This window comes from Romboutsia sp. 1001216sp1 (assembly GCF_039841805.1).
Classification (GTDB): Bacteria; Bacillota; Clostridia; order Peptostreptococcales; family Peptostreptococcaceae; genus Romboutsia_C; species Romboutsia_C hominis.
Genome location: NZ_JBDPHA010000006.1, coordinates 106,289 through 132,465 on the forward strand (window position 1 = coordinate 106,289; position 26,177 = coordinate 132,465).

General features: G+C 29.1%; 21 protein-coding genes and 2 other annotated features. Of the genes, 1 reads left to right on the plus strand and 20 read right to left on the minus strand.

What is annotated here, in order from left to right; all coding sequences use genetic code 11:
• Positions 1 to 212: 212 nt before the first annotated feature.
• From ABHC41_RS07775 to infC, 13 genes are all read right to left on the minus strand, one after another.
• Positions 213 to 1,646, minus strand: a complete 1,434-nt coding sequence (locus tag ABHC41_RS07775; RefSeq protein WP_092923521.1) for a potassium/proton antiporter — start codon at positions 1,644 to 1,646, stop codon at positions 213 to 215.
• A 367-nt stretch (positions 1,647 to 2,013) separates the two neighbouring features.
• Entirely contained in the window at positions 2,014 to 3,141 is a 1,128-nt protein-coding gene (locus ABHC41_RS07780) for an XRE family transcriptional regulator (protein ID WP_271893620.1), read from the minus strand.
• Positions 3,142 to 3,407: 266 nt separating this feature from the next.
• Positions 3,408 to 3,977, minus strand: coding sequence for an HD domain-containing protein (locus ABHC41_RS07785; protein ID WP_092923509.1), 570 nt, complete (start codon positions 3,975 to 3,977; stop codon positions 3,408 to 3,410).
• A gap of 100 nt (positions 3,978 to 4,077) precedes the next feature.
• Positions 4,078 to 6,489 (minus strand): U32 family peptidase, encoded by a 2,412-nt coding sequence (locus tag ABHC41_RS07790; RefSeq protein ID WP_271893618.1) that lies wholly within the window; start codon positions 6,487 to 6,489, stop codon positions 4,078 to 4,080.
• Between the two features lie 107 nt (positions 6,490 to 6,596).
• Positions 6,597 to 7,196 (minus strand): cell division protein ZapA, encoded by a 600-nt coding sequence (gene zapA, locus ABHC41_RS07795; protein WP_092923503.1) that lies wholly within the window; start codon positions 7,194 to 7,196, stop codon positions 6,597 to 6,599.
• Between the two features lie 18 nt (positions 7,197 to 7,214).
• A complete protein-coding gene (gene pheT, locus ABHC41_RS07800; protein ID WP_195581623.1) occupies positions 7,215 to 9,605 on the minus strand; it encodes a phenylalanine--tRNA ligase subunit beta in 2,391 nt (796 codons plus the stop codon).
• A gap of 15 nt (positions 9,606 to 9,620) precedes the next feature.
• Positions 9,621 to 10,640, minus strand: coding sequence for a phenylalanine--tRNA ligase subunit alpha (gene pheS, locus ABHC41_RS07805; RefSeq protein WP_195581622.1), 1,020 nt, complete (start codon positions 10,638 to 10,640; stop codon positions 9,621 to 9,623).
• 54 nt (positions 10,641 to 10,694) lie between these two features.
• Positions 10,695 to 10,925: a binding site (T-box leader), on the minus strand.
• 54 nt (positions 10,926 to 10,979) lie between these two features.
• Complete coding sequence (locus tag ABHC41_RS07810) at positions 10,980 to 11,777, minus strand: RNA methyltransferase (protein WP_166506022.1); 798 nt, start codon at positions 11,775 to 11,777, stop codon at positions 10,980 to 10,982.
• Between the two features lie 2 nt (positions 11,778 to 11,779).
• The gene (locus tag ABHC41_RS07815) at positions 11,780 to 12,451 is read right to left on the minus strand and encodes a TrkA family potassium uptake protein (protein WP_166506023.1); all 672 of its coding nucleotides are present in this window, start codon (positions 12,449 to 12,451) and stop codon (positions 11,780 to 11,782) included.
• Between the two features lie 53 nt (positions 12,452 to 12,504).
• Positions 12,505 to 13,881 carry a TrkH family potassium uptake protein gene (locus ABHC41_RS07820; protein ID WP_166506024.1) on the minus strand — a complete coding sequence of 459 codons (1,377 nt, stop codon included), beginning with the start codon at positions 13,879 to 13,881 and terminating at the stop codon, positions 12,505 to 12,507.
• A gap of 298 nt (positions 13,882 to 14,179) precedes the next feature.
• On the minus strand, positions 14,180 to 14,536 hold the full coding sequence (rplT, locus tag ABHC41_RS07825; RefSeq protein WP_092923489.1) for a 50S ribosomal protein L20: 357 nt from the start codon (positions 14,534 to 14,536) through the stop codon (positions 14,180 to 14,182).
• A gap of 58 nt (positions 14,537 to 14,594) precedes the next feature.
• Positions 14,595 to 14,789, minus strand: coding sequence for a 50S ribosomal protein L35 (gene rpmI / locus ABHC41_RS07830; RefSeq protein ID WP_092923487.1), 195 nt, complete (start codon positions 14,787 to 14,789; stop codon positions 14,595 to 14,597).
• Positions 14,790 to 14,816: 27 nt separating this feature from the next.
• Positions 14,817 to 15,326, minus strand: a complete 510-nt coding sequence (gene infC, locus ABHC41_RS07835) for a translation initiation factor IF-3 (protein WP_092923484.1) — start codon at positions 15,324 to 15,326, stop codon at positions 14,817 to 14,819.
• A 417-nt stretch (positions 15,327 to 15,743) separates the two neighbouring features.
• Between infC and ABHC41_RS07840 the strand changes: the two genes are divergently transcribed.
• Complete coding sequence (locus ABHC41_RS07840) at positions 15,744 to 17,147, plus strand: AAA family ATPase (protein WP_271893614.1); 1,404 nt, start codon at positions 15,744 to 15,746, stop codon at positions 17,145 to 17,147.
• Between the two features lie 46 nt (positions 17,148 to 17,193).
• On the opposite strand, the gene thrS is transcribed toward ABHC41_RS07840, so the two are convergent.
• The 7 genes from thrS to ABHC41_RS07875 form a co-directional block, all read right to left on the minus strand.
• Entirely contained in the window at positions 17,194 to 19,113 is a 1,920-nt protein-coding gene (thrS, locus tag ABHC41_RS07845; protein WP_092923477.1) for a threonine--tRNA ligase, read from the minus strand.
• Positions 19,114 to 19,241: 128 nt separating this feature from the next.
• Positions 19,242 to 19,460 (minus strand) — a binding site (T-box leader).
• A 52-nt stretch (positions 19,461 to 19,512) separates the two neighbouring features.
• Positions 19,513 to 20,115 carry a DUF445 family protein gene (locus ABHC41_RS07850; protein WP_092923474.1) on the minus strand — a complete coding sequence of 201 codons (603 nt, stop codon included), beginning with the start codon at positions 20,113 to 20,115 and terminating at the stop codon, positions 19,513 to 19,515.
• Positions 20,116 to 20,253: 138 nt separating this feature from the next.
• Positions 20,254 to 21,027 (minus strand): putative sporulation protein YtxC, encoded by a 774-nt coding sequence (locus ABHC41_RS07855; protein WP_092923471.1) that lies wholly within the window; start codon positions 21,025 to 21,027, stop codon positions 20,254 to 20,256.
• Between the two features lie 169 nt (positions 21,028 to 21,196).
• Complete coding sequence (locus ABHC41_RS07860; protein ID WP_092923468.1) at positions 21,197 to 22,132, minus strand: ABC transporter permease; 936 nt, start codon at positions 22,130 to 22,132, stop codon at positions 21,197 to 21,199.
• Entirely contained in the window at positions 22,132 to 23,223 is a 1,092-nt protein-coding gene (locus ABHC41_RS07865) for an ABC transporter permease (protein ID WP_092923465.1), read from the minus strand. The genes ABHC41_RS07860 and ABHC41_RS07865 overlap by 1 nt, the downstream gene beginning before the upstream one ends.
• Positions 23,216 to 24,784: an ABC transporter ATP-binding protein gene (locus ABHC41_RS07870; RefSeq protein ID WP_092923462.1), complete on the minus strand. Its 1,569-nt coding sequence runs from the start codon at positions 24,782 to 24,784 to the stop codon at positions 23,216 to 23,218. Before ABHC41_RS07870 ends, ABHC41_RS07865 begins: the two co-directional genes overlap by 8 nt.
• A gap of 276 nt (positions 24,785 to 25,060) precedes the next feature.
• Entirely contained in the window at positions 25,061 to 26,110 is a 1,050-nt protein-coding gene (locus tag ABHC41_RS07875) for a BMP family ABC transporter substrate-binding protein (RefSeq protein WP_166506026.1), read from the minus strand.
• Positions 26,111 to 26,177: the final 67 nt, after the last annotated feature.

A 26,177-nucleotide genomic window follows, 5' to 3' on the forward strand; every position in this document is an offset into this window, starting at 1 on the left:
ATTGTACTTATATTACATTTTAAATCTCTTTACTATTAATAAAATTTATTACAAGCAAAAAAATAGGGGCATATACCCCTATCAAATTATTTATTATTGAATAAAGAATTTAAATATAATCCTAAAATTCTTTCCCTATATTAACAAAAAACTATTTTTCGAGCGATATTTAAATATATCCTGTAGCATAAATTTACTTATATACATAAATATTAATTGCTTTTACATAATAAGTCATTCAATACCTCAAAATCATTTCCAGCTATAACTAACACATCTTGAGGAAGAATTTGAGTAGATCCATTTGGAATCAATACTTCCTTGTTACGCTTTATCATTACGATAAGTATATCCTCAGGTATATTTGAATCCATTATAGCTTTATTTGCAATGCCACTATTATTTTGAACCGTTATTTCTAATAAATTTGTACCTATCTCTTCCCTGTAATCATTGAATGTCTTTAATACTGGAGACTTATCATCAATTAAGTCGAGCTTTTTAGCTACTGTAGGTAAAAGTGTACCTTGTATCGCAACAGAGAACAAAGCAACAAAAAATACTATATGGAAAATATCACTTTCAACAGGAACTCCATAAGTTACTGCATATATTGCAAAAACTATTGAAGCAGCACCTCTAAGACCTACCCAAGATACAAAAGCTTGTTGCTTTAAAGGAATTTTAAACCAACTTAGTATGCTAAAAATTGCTATTGGTCTTGCTATACAAATCATAAATATAGATATGGAAATACCTTTTATCATTACAGAAGGTATTTGCGATGGGAATGATAGCAGTCCTAATATGAAAAATAACATTATTTGCATAATCCATGAAATTCCATCAAAAAATTGGAACATACTTTTTTTATGTGGTATCTTACTGTTACCTATCATAATACCAGTCATATATACAGATAAATATCCATTTCCACCAAAATGCTCACTTAAAGCATAAGATAGTACTGCTATTCCCATAACAAATATAGGATAAAATCCATCTATTTCAAACTTGGTATTTCTTAATAAATAAATTGTAAGCTTACCTAATAAAACAGCCGATAAAATTCCAACTACAACTTGATTTAAAAGCATTGGTATTATGGTATCATATCCTTTATCTGCCATTAATCCTAAAATAATTATAGTCAACATATATGCTAAAGGGTCATTGCTTCCACTTTCAATCTCTAATATTGAAGCAATAGATCCCTTTAAGTTTAACTTTTGAGAACGTAATATTGCGAAAACTGATGCCGCATCTGTAGATGCAACTATCGATCCTATAAGTAATCCTTCTAATAAAGAAGTATCAAATACCTTAAAGCAAAATATTCCTGTTAAACCAGCAGTTATAACAACACCTACTGTTGATAGAAGTATTGATGGAACAGCAACTGGTTTTGCCATATCCCAACTAGTACCAAATCCTCCATAGAACATTATAAAAACTAATCCTATAGAACATATCTGTCTTGTTAATTCATAGTTATCAAAATATATTCCAACAATACCATCAGATCCAGTCAACATTCCTAATCCTATAAAAATTAGAAGAATTGGGACTCCAAATTTATATAAAATTTTACTTGATGTTATACATATTAATAGAACTAATGAACACATAATCATTAAGTTTATCAAATAATTATTACCTCCTTTATTATAATTAATTAAGTTTAGTGAATTTAAATTTAAGGTTTTAGAATTTTTATAGGCAGGATTTTAAATAATACTGGAATTATATTTAAAAACTTTATTTTTTATCTTACTGTTGTTATATAATTATTTTATGTTAAATTTATTCTTTTATGTTAGGTTCGATTTCTTATCCTTAAGTTTAAAATAACATAAAATTCTATACTTTGTATATGTTTTTTGTGTTAAATATTTGTTAAAAAAATATTCTAATTTTCTACTATTATTTTAAGATATTTTATTTAATAAATTATTACAATTTAAAAGAGTAACAAATGCTTATTATAACTTAGGCTTTGTTACTCTTTTGGTATTATTTTTTATTTTTAAAATTAACCTTTGTTACATTATCTCTCTTAACTTTAGGTGCTAATTTTCCTTCTTTTAGTCCTAATAATGACTCTATTTCATCAGGATAAAGGCTTAATCCACAACTTGCTAAGTTATCCACTAAAGTAGCTCCACTCATAATACCACTTTCAAGTATCATATCCACAGATTTTCTAAGTAAAACTGGACTTGTTGCTTTTATATTAGCATCTAATGGTTCCTTCTTGCTCCAACCTTTCTTATCCATTTGGTTCATTAAGTACATATATTTCTTGTAATTAATAACACCTAGCTGGTATCCTCTTAATATCATAGCCCATATTGGAACTATCCATTTTGCTTTTAATTCTACAAAATCCTCTATCTCATTAACATCTTTTAAATCTGGTAAGAATGTTTCTTCTGGCAATAAAAATGCACACGCAAATTCATCTTTTGAGAATTTTTTAGCTTGTATCCCCGCTTCAACACTAACCATATATGCTAATTCATAAGCTAAATCATAGTTTCTTGTAGTCGCTGATTTTTTATCATTTCCTAAAGATACTATGTATCTAGTATTTTTATCAGTTGTTTGTTTTTGCGTAAATGCTAATGCTCCTTTTGTATTTATATTAGTATCTGTTACTATTATCCCATTATACTCTAATACGCTTAACACATTTCCTATAGGTCCATCACCTAATTCAAAATGTCTTCTTACTTTTGTTGCTAATGTCTCTATATCATCGTTTCTATTTAAGTTAGTTGGTATATTCATTTCTGGGAATTGTATATATCCTTCTATAAAAGATAATATTTTATGTGCCATTACTAACTTTTCTTTGTATGAAATTTCTTCTACTCTAGGTATTCTCGATTCTGGCTTTATATGAGTACTATCAACTACAACTTTAATGTTATCCATTTGGAAGAAGTATTCTTTTGGAAACCTTAAAGCATTTGCTAATTTCATTTCGTTTTCTGGAGTTGGCTTGTACTTTTCCTCTTCAAAAGCAATTATATCTTTTTTATTTATATTTATTTCTTTAGCTAGCATATCTATAGTTTTTCCTCTATACATTCTAGCTATTTTTAATCTTTTACCATTAAAAACTTTTTTTCTGCTCATAATATCCGTCTCTCTTTCAAGTTTATTTTATATATACAAAAGTTAAATTAATAAATTTTATGCAAATCTATATTAGCCATACATAATAAAAATATTTTATATTGGCTAAGTTATACGAATTTACTAAATTTAATTTATACTAAACTTTATATTATATATATTTAAAAATGCTCTGGATACTAATACCCAGAGCATTATTCAACTTTTATACTGTTGATAATATTATCATATTTATTAATTATAGTCAATTTATGTATATTATATCTCTATAGTCCTAGCTCATCACTTATTCCTTGCATTGCCTCTAGTGATAGTTGTGCAAATTCAGCAAATGGAATGCCTAATTCTTCTATGCTTCTCATTGCATCCCTGTTTGCTCCTGCTGCAAATTTAAGTTCTTTCATACGCTTAGTTATAGACTTTACTTTTACACTAGATAATTTCTTATCTGGATAAACTAAAGCTATGGCTGTTATAAATCCAGTTATTGGATCTGCTGCATATATAGCTTTATCAATTGTGCTTATTCTTTTTGTTCCATTATCTTCATTATGAGCTTTTATTGCTTGATATATGTAATCATTTCCAAAACCTTCATTTTTAAGTAATTCGATAGTTTTGATCCCATGCAATTTAGATTCTTCTGGATTATTTTTATAATCTAACATATCTGAATCTAAATCATGTAGTAATCCTGCTAATGCCCAGTCATCAGATTTTTCTGGTTCTAGTTTATTTCCTAAAGCTTTCATTACAGCTTCTACTGCATATGAGTGCTTTATTAGATGTTCAGATTTTAAATATTTATTTACTAATCCTACTGCTTGTTCTCTCATTTCCCAATACCTCCTATATAAATATTAAATCTATTATAATTTTTTAAGTAAATATATTTGATATTGTTGATAATACATATACTTACTATACAAATTTAATTTATTCTACTCCCTTGTAATAATGACCTGCACTTACACCTTTAGCATCTAATTCATTATAAAGTTTTGTAGCTTTACTTCCTAATTTGTAGTTGTTACTTAATACTTCTTGATATGCCTCTATTACCTTCTTAACAGTTTGACTATCTTCTAATGTAAAATCTAATCTAAATGTATTTATACCTATTTCATTTAGTTCGTATAAGTTATCTAACATACAAGTAACATTTGTATTATATATAGTTGTTCTACAGAATATATCTTGTGATAATCTAAACTCTTCCCCTTTAGAGTTTCTTAGTGCATATATGCTTTGGCTACATTTAGCAACTCTTTTATCTTTTTTGCAATCTCGAACTACTACTCCCATTGGACAGTATTCTGTTATCATAAGTGGAGTATATCCATAAACCACAGATTCTATATTAATATCTGTATATTTTATTGTTTCTCTTATTTCATTTATGTTTAATTCCTGAGATATACAAAGATTAGTTGCACCTATTTCTTTAAAGTAATTTATAGTTTCACTATTGAATGCATTTAAGTAGTAATCTATATTTAGCTCTTTACCTTTAAAATAATCTATAGCTCCCCATATACCTACTTGTATAGAATTTACTCCTATATTTTTAGCTTTTTCTAATTGCTTGTATTCCTTGCCTCTTATTATTCTAGGAGCTGAATATATAACTTTTATATTATATTTTAGTCCAGCTTTTATAGCTTCTTCTAATGTTTTAGTATCTTCATAATATATTTTATCTATACCGCACTCAAGTGCACTTTGTAATTGTTCTAAATTTTTAACTTTAACAGATAAATTACTTACCGTATCTCGATTAAATTTAATTGGATTATATGATAATCTTCTATTTTTAAAATCTCTATTTTTTATTTTAACTCTTTCTTTATCTAAAAGCTCTATACAATCTCTTCTCATTTGATTTAGTATACTTATTGGTAAACTTACATTTTCATCTAATTCTATATTTACACTATCCATTTCATAAGGAGTATTACCTAATTTTCTAAGCTGAGTTTCTATTTTTTCCTCACTTAAAGCTACCTTCATAGCCTCTTCAACTATTTTGTCTCCTTCTATTGTGGCAGTATTTCCTTTTTTATCAGCTAATGTAAGTATTGGTTTTTTATCTAGCTTAACACTTATATATGAATCTATCATGTTTTTAACAAATTCTTTATCTTGAGTAAATGTAGCTTGTACTCTATCCATAAGTTCACTATCTGATGTTTTAAATACTATTTGATTTCTTTTAGCTTCACCTATAAAATCTAGTTCTATTATCTCGCCCTTATATCCTATAGTATCTATCTCACCATTTTTGATGATTCTTCCTATAGTTCCACCACCAAGATTTATTCCATCGCCTTTTTTAAGTGTATTTTCAAGTCTTATCTTTAGTCTTTTAGCTTTTTTATTGTAATCTAATACCTTACCTAAATATAATCCTTGATTATTTGGAAGTTGTGAATTCATTACATCTGCGCCAACTTCTCCTAAAATAAGTCCTTTTGTAAATTTTCTATTAAATATAGTGTATAAATCACTTATTGTTTCATCTGAAACATTCACTTTTTTAGTTTGTAAGTATTCATCTATAGTTTTTCTATAACTCTCTATAACAGTAGCTACATACTCAGGTCTTTTCATACGACCTTCTATCTTAAGAGAATGAACTCCTGCATCTATTATTTTATCTATTTCTTCTATTGTGCTTAAATCTCTTGGACTTAATAAATAGTCTCCATTGCTATTTACTACTTCTCCAGTATAAACATCTAAAAGTTCATATCTTTGTCTACATGGTTGAGCACATCTTCCTCTATTTCCTGATCTGTTACCTATCATAGAACTCATTAAACATTGTCCAGAATAGCATACACACAGTGCTCCATGAACAAATACTTCTATATCTGCTTTACAGTTATCACATATATATTTTATTTCATCTACTTTAACTTCTCTTGCTAGTACTACTCTATCAAATCCAGCATTTTCTAGATATCTAACATCTTCTAAAGAATGTGCTACCATTTGTGTACTTGCATGTATTTCAAAATCAGGTAACTCATTTTTAATAATTCTAGCTATACCTATGTCTTGAAGTATAACTGCATCTACATCTATGTCGTATAGATATTTAGCATACTTTAAAAAATCTTCTATTTCATTTTGTTTTATTAATGTATTAGCCGTTACAAAAACTTGTACTCCTCTTATGTGAGCATATTTTACTGCTTCTCTTAATTCTTCTCTATCAAAATTATTTGCTGATGCTCTAGCACTAAATTCTTTTCCTCCTAAGTAAACTGCATTTGCACCATTTTGAACAGCTGCTTTTAACGCTTCAAAGGAACCAACGGGTGCTAATAATTCTATGTCTTTCATACTTCTCCTCCTATACGTAATATTTTTTCTATATTTATAATGTCCCTAAGTCTTAAAATTAAAACCTTCAGGTCCCCCTGAAGGTTTAATTTTAAATATAAGTAAACTTATTTCATTGCTCTAAGATATTTTAATTCATTTTCTATTTCAATTTTTTCTAATTGTAATTTATATGCATCATTTTGGAATTTAGAAGAAAGTTGTTCTGCAACATTAGCTTTTTCTTCTGCCATTTCAACAGATGATTTAAGCTCTTTTATTTCATTTTTTAAATCTTCAACTTCTTGTTTAGATAAATTAGTACCATTTTTTAGTTGCTCTATTTCTTTCTTTTGTTCCTCTATTAACTTATTAAGTTCTTCTATCTTAGATATATGGTTCTTATTTTCTTTATCTTTGTTTTCTAAGTGGTATTCAAGCTCTTTTATTTCAAGCTTATATTCTTCCCCACTATTTCCAACTTTTTTCTTTAATTCTTCATTTTCTTTTTCTACTTTTTCTAGTGTATCTGCACAATCAAACAATTCATCTGTTATATTTATAGCTGCTAATATAGCTACTTGAGATGAGCTTAATCTTTTATTAGCCTCACCTATTTTATTCATTTCTGTATCTACAAATGCTGCTACACTTATCATATGTTTTTCAGATTTTTCTCCAACCATAGGATACTCTGCACCATGTATCTTAACGGTAACTTTGTTCATACTAATATCCCCCTTGTATTAGTTAGATCTTAGTGTTGCACCTAATTTTTCACTTAACTCATTTAATATTTTATCGTGTACTTTTGCCACATCTTCATCAGTTAAAGTTTTCTCTATACTTCTATATGTTATAGAGTATGCTATAGACTTGTATCCTTCTTCTATTTGAGCACCTTTATATACGTCAAATAATTTGTAGCTTTCAACTAATCCACCTGCATTAGCTTTTATTATATCTTCTATTTCTTTAACATATACTTCATCCTTAACTAATAAAGCTATATCTCTTGATGTAGATGGATACTTAGGTAATGGAGTATAAGTTTTTTCTGTTGATGTATTTTCAAATACAGATTCTACATTCATTTCACAAACATAAACTCTTTGTCCTAAGTTATAATTTTCTATTACGTCTGGATGTAATTCTCCAAATGTACCTATACATTCTCCATTAAACATAACTTTAGCACATCTTCCTGGATGGAATGTTGGGTTAGTTTTTTCTGGTTCTATTTCATATCCTTTGAACCCTACATTATTTAGTACACTTTCTACAACACCTTTTATAGAGAAGAAATCTACATCTTTTCCATACATTCCTATACAATATTTCTTCGTTTCTACTGGTAATCCTTCTTGTGGTGTGAATGTATTTCCACATTCAAATGCTGATACTTCTTCAACTTTATGAGCTACATTTGTAGATAATACTTCTAACATATTAGGTATTAGTGTAGTTCTCATAACTGAAGTTTCCTCACCTAATGGATTCATTAGTTTTACAAAGTTTCTTCTAGAGTCTTCAGATGATAAATTTATTCTATCAACACCTCTTGGGCTTACAAATGAATATGTTAATATTTCATTTAAGCCTGCTGCTATTGAACTAGATACTATCTTATCTGTGAACTTTTGTTTATCAGTTTTTACACCTGCTGTAGCATTTCCTTCTAAAGTAGCTGTTGGTATATTTTCATATCCGTATATTCTAGCTATTTCTTCTAATATATCTGCATCTTCAGCTATATCTAGTCTAAAGCTTGGAACTTCTAATTCTAATTTTTCAGAAGATATTAGGTTACATTTAAACTCTAATCTTTCTAATATGCTTATAAATTGGTCCATAGGTACGTTAACACCTAATAATTTGTTTATTCTCACAGGGTTAACAGTTATCTTTTGAACTTCTTCTTTTACTGGATAGTAGTCAAGCATTCCATTAAGAACTCTACCGCATCCTAATTCTTCTATTAATTGACATGCTCTATTTACAGCAGTCTCTGCTAAATTAACATCTATACCTTTTTCAAATCTTGATGAAGCTTCTGTTCTAAGTCCTAATTTCTTAGATGTAGCTCTTATACTTTCTTTTGCAAAGCTTGCACCTTCAAGGAATATTGATGTAGTTGTATCTTTAACTTCAGAATTTTCTCCACCCATTATTCCTGCTAAGTCTAAAGTTTTTTCTTCATTTCCTATAACTAACATGTCTGATGTTAATTCTCTTTCAACACCATCTAGCGTAGTAAACTTTTCACCTTGCTCAGCTAATTTAACTGTCATTTTATTGTATTTTATATCTTCTAAGTCAAATGCATGAAGTGGTTGACCTAGCTCTAACATAACATAGTTAGTTATATCTACTATGTTGTTTATTGGTCTCATTCCAGCTTCTATAAGTCTTCTTTGCATCCAGTATGGAGATGGCCCAACTTTAACGTCTTTTACAACTTTTCCACAATATCTCTTACATAAATCTGTTTGAATATCTATTTCAAATTGCATTTCTTCATCAGAACCATTTACTTTTATTCCTGGGAATTTTAATTCTTTTCCTACAGTAACGGCAGCTTCTCTTGCTAATCCTATTATAGATCTACAATCTGGTCTATTAGAAGTTATTTCAAATTCTATTAATGCATCGTTTATTCCTAAAACTTCTCTAACATCTTTTCCTAATTCAAAAGATTCTTCATGGTCTAATATATATATGCCATCTTTTTTATGTTCTTCAACGTATTGAGAAGGTATAGTTAATTCCTCTGCACCACAGAACATTCCTTCTGATAATACTCCTCTTAACTTACCTTTCTTTATTTTGAAATCTCCAGGTAATACTGCACCTATTCTAGCAACTGGTACATAGTCTCCTACTTTTATGTTAGTTGCATTAGTTACTATTTGAAGTATTTGTCCATCAGCTACTTCAACCTTTGTTACTTTTAATCTATCTGCATCTGGATGTTGTTCTATTTCAAGTATTTTACATACTTCAACTCCATTTGTTTCTTTTCCAAAGAACTCTACTTTCTCAACTTTTGATCCTGTCATAGTCATCATATCAGCGAATTCTTGTGTATCTAAATCTATATCAACGTAATCTCTTAACCATTTTAAAGGTACTAACATCTTAAATCCTCCTAATTAAAATTGATTTAAAAATCTCATATCATTTTCAAATAATAGTCTTATATCATCTATTTCATACTTAAGCATTGTTATTCTATCAAGTCCCATACCAAATGCAAATCCACTATAAACTTCTGGGTCAATTCCACAGTTTCTAAGTACATTTGGATGAACCATACCTGCTCCTAGTATTTCTATCCAACCTTCACCTTTACACATTGGACATCCTGCTCCTTCACATTTAAAGCAAGTAACGTCTACTTCTGCACTTGGCTCTGTGAATGGGAAGTTGTGTGGTCTAAACTTAGTTTTTGTATGCTCACCAAATAACTTCTTAACGAACATATCTAAAGTTCCTTTTAATTGTGCCATTGTTACATCTTTACCAACTACAAGTCCTTCAACTTGATGGAACATTGGTGAATGTGTAGCATCTGGAGCATCAAATCTAAAACATCTTCCTGGAGATATTATTTTTATTGGTAATTCCTGACTCTTCATTGTTCTAACTTGAACTGGTGAAGTTTGAGTTCTAAGTAATAACTCTTCATTTATATAGAAAGTATCACTCATATCTCTAGATGGATGATCTTTTGGTGCATTTAATGCATCAAAGTTATTTTCTATAGTTTCAACTTCTGGCCCTTCTGCTATAGAGAATCCCATTCCTATAAATATTTCATTTACTTCATCTATTATTTGAGATATTGGATGCTTTTTACCAACTTTAACTGTTCTTGATGGCATAGTTACATCTATAACTTCTTCTGCTAATTTTCTTTGTTTTTCTGCTAACTTTAACTCTTCTTTCTTTGAAGATATAGCACCTTCTATAGCCGCTCTAACTTCATTAGCAACTTTACCTATTACAGGTCTTTCTTCTGCTGATAATTTACCCATTTCTTTTAGGATTGATGTTATCTCACCTTTTTTACCCATGTACTTTACTCTTAAACTTTCAACAACTTCTATACTAGAAGTATCTTTAATTTCATTTAATGCAGCTTCTTGTAAATTAAGTAATTTTTCTTGCATTATATTAATTCACCCTTTCGCAGTTTTTTGTATAAAAAAAGCCCTTCATCCCTATCTAGGGACGAAAGACTATTATTCGCGGTACCACCCTAGTAGCTTAATAATTATAAATTATTAAACCACCTCTAACAAACTTAACGCGTTTTAACGTTAAAGCCTACTATAATTTCAGCTTTAATACTCCAGAGGGAACTTCTTTTGGATACTTAGAAAGTACTCACAGCCTACGGTACTTATCTCTGTGCTAAGTTAATTCAAAATACTTTTCTCTTTCATAGTATTTGATAATATTGTTTTTGCGTTTAATTATATCATACTATGCATAATATTTACAAGATGTTAAACTAAGTATTTCTTTATTTCATACATTAATATTGCAGAGCTTATAGCTGCATTTAATGATTCTGCATTCCCATATATAGGTATTTTGACCAACATATCTGATTTTGATACTAATTCATCATTTATTCCATTAGCTTCATTTCCTATTACTAAAGCTGTTTTGTAATTATATTCAACTGTGTTGTAGTAATTGTTTGTATTTAAATAACTTGATACTATATCAAAGTTCTTTAATTTTAAAATTCTAAGAGCTTCTTCTTGAGTAGCATGTATTATATTCATATCAAATATAGAACCCATAGTAGACCTTATAACCTTTGGATTGTATATATCTACACATCCTTTTAATGCAATTATTGCATCTACCCCTGCAGCATCTGCTGTTCTTATTATCGTACCCATATTACCTGGGTCTTGTATTCTATCTAATATTAAAACAAATTTATGCTCATCTTTTAAATACTCTTCTATATTTCTTTGTTTAAAGTTTACTACTCCTAAAATACCTTGAGTGTTTTCCGTATCTATTAATTCATTGAATATTTTATTAGTCGTTTTATAAATTTTTATATTATTAGTTTTTAGGGTATCTAAAAATTTAAGATGTTCTTCTTTATTTTCAAAATCTTCATTTATAAATACATAATCTAGACTAGCCTTACATTCTACTGCAAGAGTTAGTATTCTATATCCTTCAATTATAAATTTAGATTCTTTATTTCTATTTTTAGTCTTAAGTAGTGATTTCGTATATTTTACTTTATTATTATCTTTAGCTGTTATTATTGTAGGCATTATTACTTTCTCCTAATAAATTCTTCATTTTCTGATGCGATAGTACTTATATGGCTATTTTGACCTATTACAACCAAAATACTACCTGCTTTTAACTCTTCATCTGGAGCTGGAGTAACATTTATGCTCTTACCTGTTTTTATAGCTAATACAGTTATTTCAAACTTAGCTCTTAAGTTTAATTCAACTAAAGTCTTTCCTACCCAACTATTTGGTGTTACTATCTCTACAATTGAATAATCTGGATCTAATTCTATATGATCTAGTATATTATCAGAAACTAAGTTATGTGCAACTCTAACACCCATATCTCTTTCTGGGAATACTACCCTATCCGCTCCTATTTTATATTGAACTTTAGCTTGTAGTTCATCTTTTGCCTTACATACTATATGAGGTACACCCATTTCTTTTGCTATAAGTGTAGCCATTATAGATGCTCTTATATCTGAACCGATGGCAACTATTGCAACATCAAAGTTACCTAGTCCTAAAGATCTTAATGACTGCTCATCTGTTACATCTACTATAGCAGCATGAGTTACTTTATCTGCTATATTTTGTATAATTTCTTCACTTTTATCTATAGCCATCACTTGATGACCTAAAAGATGCATAGTTGTAGCAACTGATGCTCCAAATCTTCCACAACCTATAACTATATATTGCTTCATTTCCTTCGTCCTCTCCACACTTAAATTATTCTTTACTATAAGTAAAGGCTATATTATCCAACTATTATCTTCCCTTCAGGGTATCTTATAGGAGGATTATTCTTTGTTTTTCTAGACATTATCGCCATAAATATTGTAAGAGATCCAACTCTTCCCATAAACATAAATAACATTATAAATATTTTTCCTAATGTACTTAAATTAGGACTTCCACCTAGACTTAATCCAACTGTAGCAAATGCTGATACTACTTCAAACCCTGCTTCTATTAAACTAAAACTTGGGTCAGTTATAGTTATAATTATAGTTCCAGATAAAACAACAATTATACCTATAAGAAATATTCCTAATGATTTTCTAACTATTGATGTTCCAATTCTTCTTGATCCTACTTCTATATCTTCTTTTCCAAGTATAAATGATTTAACAGTTAGAACTAAAGTAGCTATAGTCGTAACCTTTACACCACCACCTGTAGATGCAGGAGATGCACCAATAAACATTAGTATTATCATTATAAATAAACTATTCTCATGCATTGCCGTTAAATTGACTGTATTGAATCCTGCTGTTCTAGTTGTTACTGATTGGAAGAACGATGCAAGCATTTTTCCACCAAATCCTAACTTTCCTATTGTTTTAGGATTGTTGTATTCTAATACTAAAATAAGTAACATACCTACTAATATTAATGACACTGTTGTAATTAATACTATTTTAGAATGTAAATTTAATTTAGATAATTTTCTATTTTTTATTATATCTAAAATTACAGGGAATCCTAATCCCCCAAATATTATAAGTAATGAAATTGTAACACTTACTGTAAAGTTATTTACATAGTATGTTAATGATGTAAACTTACCTGAAACTGGCCCCATTAAATCAAATCCTGCATTACAAAAAGCTGAAATAGCATGAAATATACTATACCAAGTTCCTTTTAATAGCCCAAATTGAGGTATAAATACTGTTGATAATATTAATGCTCCTATACCTTCTATGGTAAATGTCATTAATAATACATACCTTGTTAACTTAACTAACCCTGACAAATCAAATTGATTTAAAGATTCTTGGATTAATAGTCTTTCTTTCAGATTTATTCTTTTCTTAGTTATAAGTGCAAATAGCGTGGTTATTGTCATAAATCCTAAACCACCAATTTGAATAAGTAGTATTATTACTACGTGTCCAAATCCATTCCAATAAGTTGCCGTATCTGCCATTATTAATCCTGTTACACATACAGCTGATGTTGAAGTAAATAAGGCATCTATAAATCCGATGCTTTCTCCGCTTTGAGTTGCTATAGGAAGATTTAATAGAAGCGCTCCAATTAATATAACGCTAGCAAACCCTAAAACCATTACTTGAGTTGGTTGCATTTTATTTATAAGAGCAATAAATCGCTTAAATATGGTCTTCATCTGTATTTATGCCTCCTTCTCACTTTATAGCTAATAAGTTTTTTCTCATTAGATACATCCTTCTTTTCAATTATTACTATATTATATTCCAAAACCTATATAAAAACAATAAAGGATATGTAAATTGGCCTATTTAAAATATTCACAATTTATAAACTTCCTTTACATATTTTTAACAAAACGTATTCATATTATATAATTTTTTATTTTTTTATAGAGTATAAAATCTATAATTTTATGGATATAAAAAAAGCCTTTGAATTTTATTCAAAGGCTTTTTATGAACTTAACTATTTAATTAAGCTAATTTTGACTTAGCAACTTCTACTAATTTAGCAAATCCTTGAGGATCGTTTATAGCCATTTCAGATAACATCTTTCTGTTAACTTCAACACCTGCTAATTTTAATCCGTTCATGAATCTTGAGTATGATAATCCATGAGCTCTAGTTCCAGCGTTTATTCTTTGTATCCAAAGTTTTCTGAAGTCTCTCTTCTTTAACTTTCTTCCTATATATGCGTTCTTTAACGCCTTCATTACGAATGTATTAGCTGGTCTGTATAACTTGCTTCTAGATCCTCTGAATCCTTTTGCAAGCTTTAATATTTTCTTATGCTTTTTACGAGCGTTCATTGCTTTTTTAACTCTTGCCATCTCTGTGACCTCCTTTGTTTTTCTCTTTTAAAATTTCTATTTTAATTTAATCCGATTTTTAGTATGGTAATAATTGTGCTATTCTTCTAGCATCACCTTCACTAACTATTCCTGCTTTTCTTAATTGCATCTTAGTTTTAGCAGCTTTCTTAGTTAATATATGTCTTCTGAAAGCTTTAGCTCTCTTTAATTTTCCACTTCCAGTTTTTTTGAATCTTTTAGCAGCTCCTCTATGAGTTTTCATTTTAGGCATTTTTATTTCCTCCTCTCAGTTTATCATCTATTTTTTTGGATCTATGATTACAACCATGTTATTGCCCTCAAATTTTGGTGGCTTTGCTGGTTCTCCAAACTCTTTTACTATATCTATAAACTTAAGCATTACTTCTTTTCCAAGATCTTTATGTCCTAATTCTCTACCTCTAAATCTTAGCTCAACCTTAACTTTATCTCCTTTTTTAAGGAACTTTATAGCGTTGTTAGCCTTAGTATTTAAATCATTTGATTCTATACCTGGTCTAAGTCTTACTTCTTTAACAGTTACAACTTTCTGCTTTTTCTTAGACTCTTTTTCTTTTCTAGCTTGTTCGTACTTATACTTACCATAATCCATTATTCTGCATACCGGTGGTTGTGCATTAGGTGATATCATAACTAAGTCTAAGTTTCTTTCGTTAGCTATTAATTGAGCTTCTCTAGCTGACATTATTCCTAATTGTTCTCCATCATGTGAAAGAACTCTTATTTCTTTTTCTCTTATTTGTTCGTTGATTGCTAATTCCTTGCTAATGGTAGGACACCTCCAAATTTTTTATATAAAATAAAAGGCGAATGATATAATCACCCGCCATATAAGTCAACAAATTTATATAAACCTAAACATATTGAAATAATATATTTAAAGTTTTGAACTTATATTTACCAGACAACCTAAGTCGAAAGGTGAGAAGCGGACTTCTACTTGCTTTTGTTATTAATTACTCTATATAATATATCACTTCTAAATATTATTTGCAACTATTTTTTTATTATTTTTTAAATTTTTTAATTCTCATAATATGTATAACTAACCTAAAATTTATATTCTTAGTAATGATTAAACAAAGTTTTGGTTATACTTAAATATAAACAAATGATTTTTCGATGGTTTTTGGTTTGTTAGAAATTATAAAACCAATAAACAATTTTTTATCTGAGGTGTATGACTATGAAAATGTTAGACAATTTCTTTAAAAAGATTAACAAACCAGTACCTGTATTTGCTCAAACTAAACTTGAGAAAGAATCTCCTAAGGAAGACTCGGCTTCTACTAAACCTAAAACTACATTTTGTGATGTAGCTGGTTTAGATGAAGTAAAAGAAGAGTTGTTTGAAATAGTAGATTTTATGAAGTCTCCTGATAAGTACAAAAAAATGGGTGCTAAAATACCAAAAGGAGTATTATTTTATGGACCTCCTGGTACAGGTAAAACATTACTTGCATCCGCTGTAGCTGGTGAGACAAATTCATCTTTTTTCAATGTTACTGGTTCTGAGTTTGTTGAAAAATACGTTGGTGTAGGTGCTAAGCGTGTAAGAACACTTTTTGAAAAAGCTAGAAAAGAATCTCCTAGCATCATTTTTATAGATGAAATAGATGCTATTGGAGCAAAAAGACATCTTGAAGGTAATAACGAAAAAGATCAAACACTAAATCAATTATTAGTTGAAATGGATGGATTCACTAAAGACTCAAATGTCATAATAATAGGAGCTACTAATAGACTTGATCTTTTAGATGAAGCTCTCCTTAGACCCGGAAGATTTGACAGACATATACACATAGGTTCTCCTAACTATCATACTAGATGTGAAATTTTAAAAGTTCATACAAACAATAAACCTCTTGATCCATCTGTAGATTTGGAATTACTTGCTAAGAAAACTCATGGATTTAACGGTGCTCATCTTTCAAATATAGCTAATGAAGCTGCTATATTTGCAGTTAGAGATAATAGTGATGTTATAACAACTGATCACTTTGATAAAGCACTTGAGAGAGTTATTGCAGGACTTGAATCTAAAAACTCTAAGTTAATAGAAAAAGAAAAACAAATAGTATCTTATCATGAGGCAGGACATGCTATTGTTAGCAATATACTTGGAATTTGTCCTATACAAAAAATATCAATAATACCTAGAGGACAAGCATTAGGGTATGTTCTCCAATTACCTGATGAAGATAGATATATCTACACAAAAGAAGAATTAATTGGTAAAATGAAAATTTTATTAGCAGGTAAAGCATCTGAAGAAATAATTTTTAATCATAAATCAACAGGCGCAAAAGATGACTTAAAAAAGGTAACAGATATAGCAAATCAAATGGTTTGTGAGTATGGTATGAGTAACTTAGGATTTATGACTATAGATGGAAATGTAAAAACATTTATGTCTGAACAAGTTCAAAAAGAAGCCAATGATATTGTCCAAAATTGTTACAATGAAACTTTAAGTCTTTTAAAGGATAATATAAATGATCTACATGTAGTTTCTAAACATTTATTTGATAATGAAACTATGACTCATGAAGAATTAAAGTCTTTGATAACTAAACAATTTATAAATTAATCAAAAAAGGGTATTAATAAAATTTTATTAATACCCTTTTTCTTTATTAGGCTAACTCTATATTAGTTCTTTCTTCTATTTCTTTTAATATAGTTTCTAAGAATTCATTTAAGTCTAAGCTTCCTATTTCTCCATTATCTCTTGATCTAACAGATACTTTCTTATCAGCTTCTTCTTTTTCTCCTACTATTAACATGTAAGGTACTTTTTGAAGCTGAGCTTCTCTTATCTTGAATCCTGTTTTTTCTGCTCTATCATCTATTTCAACTCTTATACCTTTGTCAAATAAAGCTTTTTTAACTTCCTTAGCATAATCATTGTATTTATCTGATATAGGTAATATCTTAACTTGAGTTGGAGCTAACCAAACTGGGAATTTACCAGCATAGTGCTCTATTAATATACCTATAAATCTTTCTATACTTCCGAATGCAACTCTGTGTATCATTACTGGTCTATGCTTTTCACCATCTTGACCTATATAAGTTATATCAAATCTTTGAGGTAATTGCATATCTAATTGTATTGTTCCACATTGCCAAGTTCTTCCTAAACAATCTCTTAAGTGGAAGTCTATCTTAGGTCCGTAGAATGCTCCATCTCCTGGATTTAACTTATATGGTAAATTTAACTCTTCTAAAGCTTCTCTTAATCCATTTTCAGCTACTTCCCACTCTTCATCAGTTCCTATAGAAGATTCTGGTCTAGTAGATAACTCCATATGATATTCGAATCCAAATACCTTATAAACACTATCTATTAATGAAACTACACCTTTTATTTCATCTTTTATTTGTTCTGGTAACATGAATATATGTGCATCATCTTGAGTAAATGCTCTAACTCTCATAAGTCCATGTAATGCTCCAGATAATTCATGTCTATGAACTCTACCTAATTCAGCAACTCTCATAGGGAAATCTCTGTATGAATGTGGCTTGAAGTTGTAGAATAACATTCCTCCCGGACAGTTCATTGGTTTTATAGCGAAATCTTGCTCATCTATACCCACAGTATACATATTTTCTTTGTAGTGGAACCAGTGACCTGAAGTTTCCCATAATTGTCTGTTTAATATTATTGGAGTTTCTATTTCTACATAGTTATCTTTTCTATGAACTTCTCTCCAGAAGTTTAATAATGCATTTTTAAGTTCCATACCTTTTGGTAGGAATAATGGGAATCCTGGACCTTCTTCTGGTATGAAGAATAACTCTAATTCTTTACCTAATTTTCTATGGTCTCTCTTTTTAGCTTCTTCTAACATGTGTAGGTATTCTTCTAAATCTTTATTCTTTTCGAAAGATATTCCGTATACTCTTTGAAGCATTTTGTTCTTTTCATCTCCACGCCAGTAAGCTCCTGTTACATTTAATAACTTAACTGATTTTACCTTCTTAGTTGATGGTAAATGTGGCCCTCTACATAAATCAGTAAAGTCCCCTTGCTTATAGAAAGATATTACTTCCCCTTCTGGTAACTCTGATATAAGCTCTACTTTATAATCTTCACCATTTTCTTTAGCCCAAGCTAAAGCTTCTTCTCTTGGTAATTCAAATCTTTCTATAGCTAAATCTTCTTTAGCTATTTTCTTCATTTCTTTCTCTATTTTTTCTAAATCTTCAGCTGATAATCTGTGCTCTAAGTCTATATCATAGTAGAATCCATTTTCTATACTTGGTCCTATTGCAAGCTTAGCTTCTGGATATAATCTCTTTATAGCTTGAGCTAACATATGAGCTGATGTATGTCTAAATACATCTTTTCCTTCTACATCATCAAATTTAAATAAGTTTAATTCACAATCTTCATTTATTTTATAGTCTAAACCTACTACTTCTCCATTTACAGATGCTGCTACTATAGCTCTAGCTAAGCCTTCACTTATAGATTTTGCTACATCCATGATAGAGATACCTTGTTCAAATTCTTTTACTGAACCATCTTTTAAAGTTACTTTAACCATTTTTGTTACCTCCTCTATTATTTTTTAATTTATTTCCTATTTATTTAGATATACTGATATCTAAATATAATTACCTAAATCATTTTTATTATTTCATGAAATTAAAAAAACTCGACCCAAATATATATATTTGGGACGAGTATAAATTCGCGGTTCCACCCAAGTTGATGTATATAATACACCCTCTTAAGACGACTATAAGGTAGTCAACCGAATACTTTCACATATGCTACTAAATTCTGCTCCAAGGTAGTTTTCAAATAGACATATTTAGACGAGCTTTCAGCCGGTGACTCATCTTCTCTGGAAATTGTTTCTATTTTACTTGTCCTTTTCATCGCAATTTCTATTAAGTTAGTATCATTATATCAGATAGTAATAGTTCTATCAACCATAATATTATAGAATTACTATTATTATTCCTTGCACTATTCCTATTGCAAAACCTAATACAAATCCTAAGATCTCTATATGCTTTAATTCATTTTTAGCAACTTTAAGAATTATTTCTTCTAATTCATATAAGTCAAGTTCATTAATCTTATCTTCTATCATTTGCTGGATATTTATTCTTTTACTAGCCTTATTTATCATTTCACTACTTAAATCATCTATACTATTTTTTATTTCTTCTTCTATCATATCTGATACATAAGATTGTATAAGATTTTTTATTGAACTTGGTGCAAATGACATTTTTTCATTTAATATACTTTTTATTTTAATTTGTATATACTCTGCTATTTTATCCTTATCTTCATCTGTAATAACTTGATTAAGTATTTCATCAATAGATAAAAATTCATCTTGTATAATCTCACCTATATTAGTTGCTATTTCACTTCTTCTTTTTGGTATTATACCGATTATTTCTGTATTAATTATAGGTATTTTTATTGGATTAATAGGCCTAAATATTAACTTTATTGCTATTATATTAGTAATATATCCTATTACGCCCCCTATAATCGCAAGTATTAAAACTTTTAATAAATTATCCATTTTGCAATCTCCTTACTAATATTAATTCTGTCCATATCTTACATAATTATAAGCTTTTTCATTTAATAAATAAAGCTATCTAATTATTGTATAATATTAACATAACTTACATTAGTTAAGAAGAATTATCTATATTCTTTAATTTTGATATACTATACTAACCTTATCTCCAAATATAGATTTTATGGTATTTATCATTTCTTTAGATATATTATTTTTTAATGTATCTAGTATTTCTATTTTCTTAGGGCATAAACTTAGTAAAGTGCTTATTAAAAAATCTTCTGAATTTAAGTTTTCTTCTATAACCATATTTACAATATCTTCATTATTCATTTCATTTATTCTATTGCCATTTTTATCATATATAAGAAAAGTATCTTCGTCTTTTATATGCACTTTCACTAAGTCAATTTTATCATCTTGAATTTCTATAAAATATTTAAGAACCTTTATAAATTCATCTTGGTCCTTTTTAATTATGTATTCTTCTACTGCCCTATCTGTTACAGCTAATATGTATTTTTTAAAATTTTTCATCCTAAAATTAACAAATCCATCTAAATTTATGTAGTCATTTGTCCTTATATAATCTAGCAGCTTTTGCCGTATGGATTCTTCTATAAATGGTTCCTTATTTTTTAATATTTCTAAAGAATATATATATATTTCATCTTTTTCATCTGGATAAATATTACTATATTCCTTATCTATATGGTCTTTTAATATTTTATCTCTTATAATTTTCATTACTATACTAGATATCCCATTTATAGTAGATTTGTTATTCTCATTAATATCAAGTTCAATTTCTACAATTTCATTATCCTCTGATATATTCTTGCTTTTAGAAAAAATATTTTTAGCATAAAGTTTTTCTTCTGATAATAAACTCACTTTTATTGTCTTCATACCTAACTTGTGATCCTTTCTTGATTTAAGAGGAACCTAGATAATTATTTCAAGATAGTTGTTTATATCAATATATCTTATAGATTTTATTATATGTGTTTTTATATTTTTAATTCATATTATATTAATTTTTAAAAAAAATGATAGCTTTAAGCTATCATTTTTTTGATTATCTTTCACCTTTTTTATAAGGGTTACCAAGTGCTGCTGGTGCTTTAGAACTCTTAACGAAGATAACTAAAACTATTAATGTTACAACATATGGTATCATAGATAATAAGTTTTCATTTATGCTAAATGGCAATGACGGATTACCAAAGAATACTGATAATGCTGTAGAGAATCCAAATAATAGACAAGCTACCATTGCCCATTGAGGTCTCCACTTACCAAATATAACTGCTGCTAATGCTATATATCCTTGACCTGATATTAATGTAGGTCTGAATGAAGAAACAACAGCTAAACTCATTGATGCTCCCCCTAAACCTGCTAATATACCAGATATTATAACTGCTGCATATCTTGTTTTAGCAACACTTATACCTAATGTATCTGCTGCACCTGGATGTTCTCCAACTGCTCTAACTCTTAAACCAAATTTAGTTTTATATAGTACATAATAAACTACTGCAACTAATATAAATGCTAAAAATACTGTTGCATATGAATTAAATATTGTATCTAATATACTTCCTGTTTCAAATAAACCATGTAAAGGTCTTGGTATTTTATTTTCCATTGGTATTGTTGGTGTCATTGTTGCACCATCAAACATTATCTTAGATGTAAATAATGCTACCCCAGGAGCTAATAAGTTTATTGCAACCCCTGATATTGTGTGGTCTGCATTACAAGTTATTGTTGCAAATGCATGTATTAAAGCAAATAGTCCACCTGCTAATCCACCAATTAAAAATGCTATCCAAGGATTTCCTATAAGAACACCTGCTGCTGCTGCTGAGAATGCTCCTATTGTCATCATTCCTTCTAGTCCTATATTAACTATACCTGAATTCTCTGAAAATACTCCACCTAATGCTGCAAATATAAGGGGCGTAGAGTACATTAAAGTGGTACTAATGATTAAAGCTAAATCTTCCATTATGCAATTCCCCCTTTATTTTTTTTATCTCTCATTTTTATATATAAATTTCTTAATACACTACTTAATGCTATAAAGAATACTATAGATCCTATAACTATATTTACTACTTCTGAAGGAGCCCCTATAGCTTGCATCTTAGTTGATCCATACTTAAGCCCTCCGAATAATAATCCTGAGAATATAACTCCAATTGGATTACTATTTGCAATTAAAGCAACTGCTATACCATCAAATCCATAACCTTCTTGAGCTGCTAATATTGTTATGTTATTTGATACACCCATAACTTGTATAGCTCCAGCTATACCAGCAAGTAAACCTGCTATTGCCATTGATTTTAATATTGCTGAGTTAACATTTATACCTGCATATTCAGCACCAAATTTGTTGTATCCAACTCCTCTTAATTCAAAACCTAAAGTAGTTTTAAATAATATGAATGCTATTATTAAAACAAGTATTATTGATATAACTATACCCCAGTTAACTTTAGTAGCTGGTCCTACTAATCCATTTAACCAACTTATACCTATGCTAGCCGAGTCATGTATACTAATTGATGCTTCACTGTTTGGTCTAGCTAACCAAGTATTTTTTATCATATAGTTACTTAAGTAAAATGCTATCCAGTTAAGCATTATAGTTGATATAACTTCATTTATTCCAAACTTAGATTTTAACCAACCAGCAAATCCCCCCCAAACAGCTCCAGCCAATGCTGCTGCTAAAAGAGTAAGTGGTACGTGTATTATTGCTGGTAATTGTACCCCAGCTCCTACGATAGTTGCTACTAAAGAACCTACTATAAATTGCCCTTCAGCTCCTATGTTGAATAGTCCTGTTCTAAATGCAAATGCAATAGATAGACCTGTTAATATAAGTGGCGTTGATCTTATTATAGCCCAAGCTATAAACTTTGGTTTTCCAAATACACCATCTATCATAGCTGAATAAGCTTCTATTGGATTAAACCCTGCTATTATTAATGCTATTGCTCCTACTAATAGTCCTAAAACTATCGAGATAATAGAAAATAAAATAGTATTATCAGCTAAAGATAGTTTTTTCTTATTTACCTTACTACTCATTATCTTCACCTCCAGCCATCATTAATCCTAATGTATTTTCATCTGCATCTTTTGCATCGACGATTCCAACTATTTTTCCTTCATATATTACAGCTATTCTGTCTGATACATTCATAACTTCATCTAGTTCTAATGATACTAATAGTACTGCATTTCCTTCATCTCTTTGTTTAACTAATGCTTGATGAACGAACTCTATAGCTCCAACATCTAATCCTCTTGTTGGTTGAGTTGCTATTAATAATTGTGCCTCTTTAGTAGTGGCTCTTGCTACCTCTATATTGTCAACCTCTCTACCTATTATAACCTTTTGTTGGTTACCTCCAGATAAAGCTCTTGATTTAACAGTATGATCTGTAGGTCTTACGTCAAATCTTTCTATTATTTCATCTGCATATTTTTCTATTGCAGCTTTATTTAATATTCCATTTTTAGAGAATCTCTTATCTTTATAGTTTTGTAAAACTGTATTTTCTGCTACTGTGAAGTCTAGTATTAATCCTCTCTTATGTCTATCTTCTGGTATATTTTTAATACCATTGTTAAACATTTCTTTTGGATTTTTATTTAATAATTCTTTTCCATTTATTTTTATACTTCCAGATTCAGCTTTTCTAAGGCCTGTTAAAGCCTCAACTAATTCTGATTGCCCATTTCCATCTATACCAGCTATCCCTAATATTTCACCAGCTTTTACTTCTAACGATAATTCATCTACTACTGATATTTTTCTATTGTCTTTAACAGTTAAATTATTTATCTCTAAAACAACATTACTTGGCTTAGCTTCCTTTTTGTCTACTTTAAAGTTAACTTCTCTACCAACCATCATAGCTGCTAAATCATCTTCTGTAACATCTGATACTTTTACTGTATCTATATATTTACCTCTTCTAATTATTGTACAGTGGTCTGCAGCTGCTTTTATCTCTTTTAATTTATGAGTTATTATTATTACTGACTTACCTTCTTTTGTTAAGTTTCTTATTATTTGTATAAGTTCTTGTATTTCTTGTGGCGTTAAAACTGCTGTTGGTTCATCTAGTATTAATATTTCTGCCCCTCTATATAATGCTTTTAGTATTTCTACTCTTTGTTGCATACCAACTGATATATCTTCTATCTTTGCATTTGGATCAACATATAGACCATATTTTTCAGATATAGCTTTTACATCATCAATAGCCTTGTTTATATCTACAGCTCCAAGTCCTTTTGTAGGCTCAGTACCTAATATTATGTTCTGAGCTACTGTAAATGGTTGTACTAACATGAAATGTTGATGAACCATCCCTATACCATTTGCTATAGCAACATTTGGATTATCCATTTCAACTAATTTACCATTTATGTATATTTCTCCTGATGTTGGTTGGTATAATCCATATAATATGTTCATTAAAGTAGATTTACCCGCTCCATTTTCACCTAAAAGAGCATGTACTTCCCCTTTATGTACAGTCAAATTTATATTATCATTTGCGACAAAGTTTCCGAATTTTTTTGTTACATTTTTCATTTCTACAACTTTTTGACTGTAGTTAACATTACTATTATTCATCGCTCTTTCTTACCCTCCTTAATTTAAATTTCTAGTATTTTTATTATACTAAAATATCGTATATATAACAAACTATTTTAACTATTTTTGATAAAAAAGTCATTTTTTATCGCTTTTTGTTGTACATTATATATAAATTAAAACTTATTTATACATCATATTTATCTAATTGTATGGAAAATACGATTTATTACATAGTTTTATTCTTTCCAATTTATATATAATTTATTTTTAAATATTAAAGGCTATCCTATTCTTACAGGATAGCCTTTAATGTTATTTATTTAATTCTTTATATTCTTTTTCATTTTGTGGAACTTTTATTTCACCAGATTTTATTTTTTCTGCTTCTTTTTGAACATATTCTAAAACATCTGGTGGAACATTCTTATCACTAGTTGGAGCTATTCCAACTCCATCCATGTCTAGTGTGTTTACTATAACTTGTCCACCTTTATAAGTTCCATCCATCATAGACTTAACTAAGTTAAATACTGCAACATCTATATTCTTCATAGCTGAAGTTATTACATTGTTTGGAGCTAACTTGTTTTGGTCTTGGTCAACACCTATAGCTTTTTTATTATTTTCTTTAGCTGCTTCTATAGCTCCTATACCTGCAGCACCTGCAGCAGAGAATATGATATCTACATTATCTTTGTGCATTTGATTAGCTATAGACTTTCCTAATGCTGAATCAGTAAAGCTGTTTGCATATTGAACTACTACTTTTGCATCTGGGTTAGCAGCTTTAACACCTGCTCTATATCCGTAATCAAATCTATCTATAACTTCTCCTTCTACACCACCTATGAAACCAACTTTATTAGTTTCAGTCATTTTACCAGCTATTAATCCTGTTAAATAAGCTGATACGTTATCTTCAAATAATAATGATGTAACATTTTTTGGTTGTTTTGGATAAGCAGCATCTATAAGAGCAAATTGATTTTCTGGATAATGCTCAGCTGCTTCTTTTATAGCATCTGCTAATTTAAATCCTACACCTATTATTAAATCCATATCTTGATCTACAAATGTTTCTATATTTGGAACATAGTCAGCATCTTGCTTAGATTCTAAGTACTTAACTTCTATTTTATCTCCGTACTCTTTCTTAGCTTTCTCAAGGCCTGCCCATGCAGATTGGTTGAATGATTCATCGTTTACTCCACCAACATCAGTAACCATACCTACTCTAATTACTTTTTCATTCCCCTCAGCAGCCTCTGAAGAGTCTGCATTCTTGCTAGATGAGCATCCAACTAACATACTAGCACTCATAACTACAGTTAACCCTAAAGTTAATAACTTTTTAAGTTTCATGTATTTCCTCCCAATTTTAAATATAGTGTACTATTTATTTATATTGTACACTATTTTAAAAACTTTT

Coding starts and splice junctions, on each gene's coding strand:
- ABHC41_RS07810 (WP_166506022.1), bottom strand. CDS start 11,777: ATGCCTACAATAATAACAGCTAAAGATAATAATAAAGTAAAATATACG.
- ABHC41_RS07875 (WP_166506026.1), bottom strand. CDS start 26,110: ATGAAACTTAAAAAGTTATTAACTTTAGGGTTAACTGTAGTTATGAGT.
- pheS (WP_195581622.1), bottom strand. CDS start 10,640: ATGCAAGAAAAATTACTTAATTTACAAGAAGCTGCATTAAATGAAATT.
- ABHC41_RS07815 (WP_166506023.1), bottom strand. CDS start 12,451: ATGAAGCAATATATAGTTATAGGTTGTGGAAGATTTGGAGCATCAGTT.
- pheT (WP_195581623.1), bottom strand. CDS start 9,605: ATGTTAGTACCTTTAAAATGGTTAAGAGATTACGTTGATATAGATTTA.
- ABHC41_RS07865 (WP_092923465.1), bottom strand. CDS start 23,223: ATGAGTAGTAAGGTAAATAAGAAAAAACTATCTTTAGCTGATAATACT.
- ABHC41_RS07870 (WP_092923462.1), bottom strand. CDS start 24,784: ATGAATAATAGTAATGTTAACTACAGTCAAAAAGTTGTAGAAATGAAA.
- ABHC41_RS07790 (WP_271893618.1), bottom strand. CDS start 6,489: ATGAAAGACATAGAATTATTAGCACCCGTTGGTTCCTTTGAAGCGTTA.
- thrS (WP_092923477.1), bottom strand. CDS start 19,113: ATGGTTAAAGTAACTTTAAAAGATGGTTCAGTAAAAGAATTTGAACAA.
- rpmI (WP_092923487.1), bottom strand. CDS start 14,789: ATGCCTAAAATGAAAACTCATAGAGGAGCTGCTAAAAGATTCAAAAAA.
- ABHC41_RS07840 (WP_271893614.1), top strand. CDS start 15,744: ATGAAAATGTTAGACAATTTCTTTAAAAAGATTAACAAACCAGTACCT.
- ABHC41_RS07860 (WP_092923468.1), bottom strand. CDS start 22,132: ATGGAAGATTTAGCTTTAATCATTAGTACCACTTTAATGTACTCTACG.
- ABHC41_RS07780 (WP_271893620.1), bottom strand. CDS start 3,141: ATGAGCAGAAAAAAAGTTTTTAATGGTAAAAGATTAAAAATAGCTAGA.
- zapA (WP_092923503.1), bottom strand. CDS start 7,196: ATGAACAAAGTTACCGTTAAGATACATGGTGCAGAGTATCCTATGGTT.
- ABHC41_RS07850 (WP_092923474.1), bottom strand. CDS start 20,115: ATGGATAATTTATTAAAAGTTTTAATACTTGCGATTATAGGGGGCGTA.
- ABHC41_RS07820 (WP_166506024.1), bottom strand. CDS start 13,881: ATGAAGACCATATTTAAGCGATTTATTGCTCTTATAAATAAAATGCAA.
- ABHC41_RS07785 (WP_092923509.1), bottom strand. CDS start 3,977: ATGAGAGAACAAGCAGTAGGATTAGTAAATAAATATTTAAAATCTGAA.
- rplT (WP_092923489.1), bottom strand. CDS start 14,536: ATGGCAAGAGTTAAAAAAGCAATGAACGCTCGTAAAAAGCATAAGAAA.
- ABHC41_RS07855 (WP_092923471.1), bottom strand. CDS start 21,027: ATGAAGACAATAAAAGTGAGTTTATTATCAGAAGAAAAACTTTATGCT.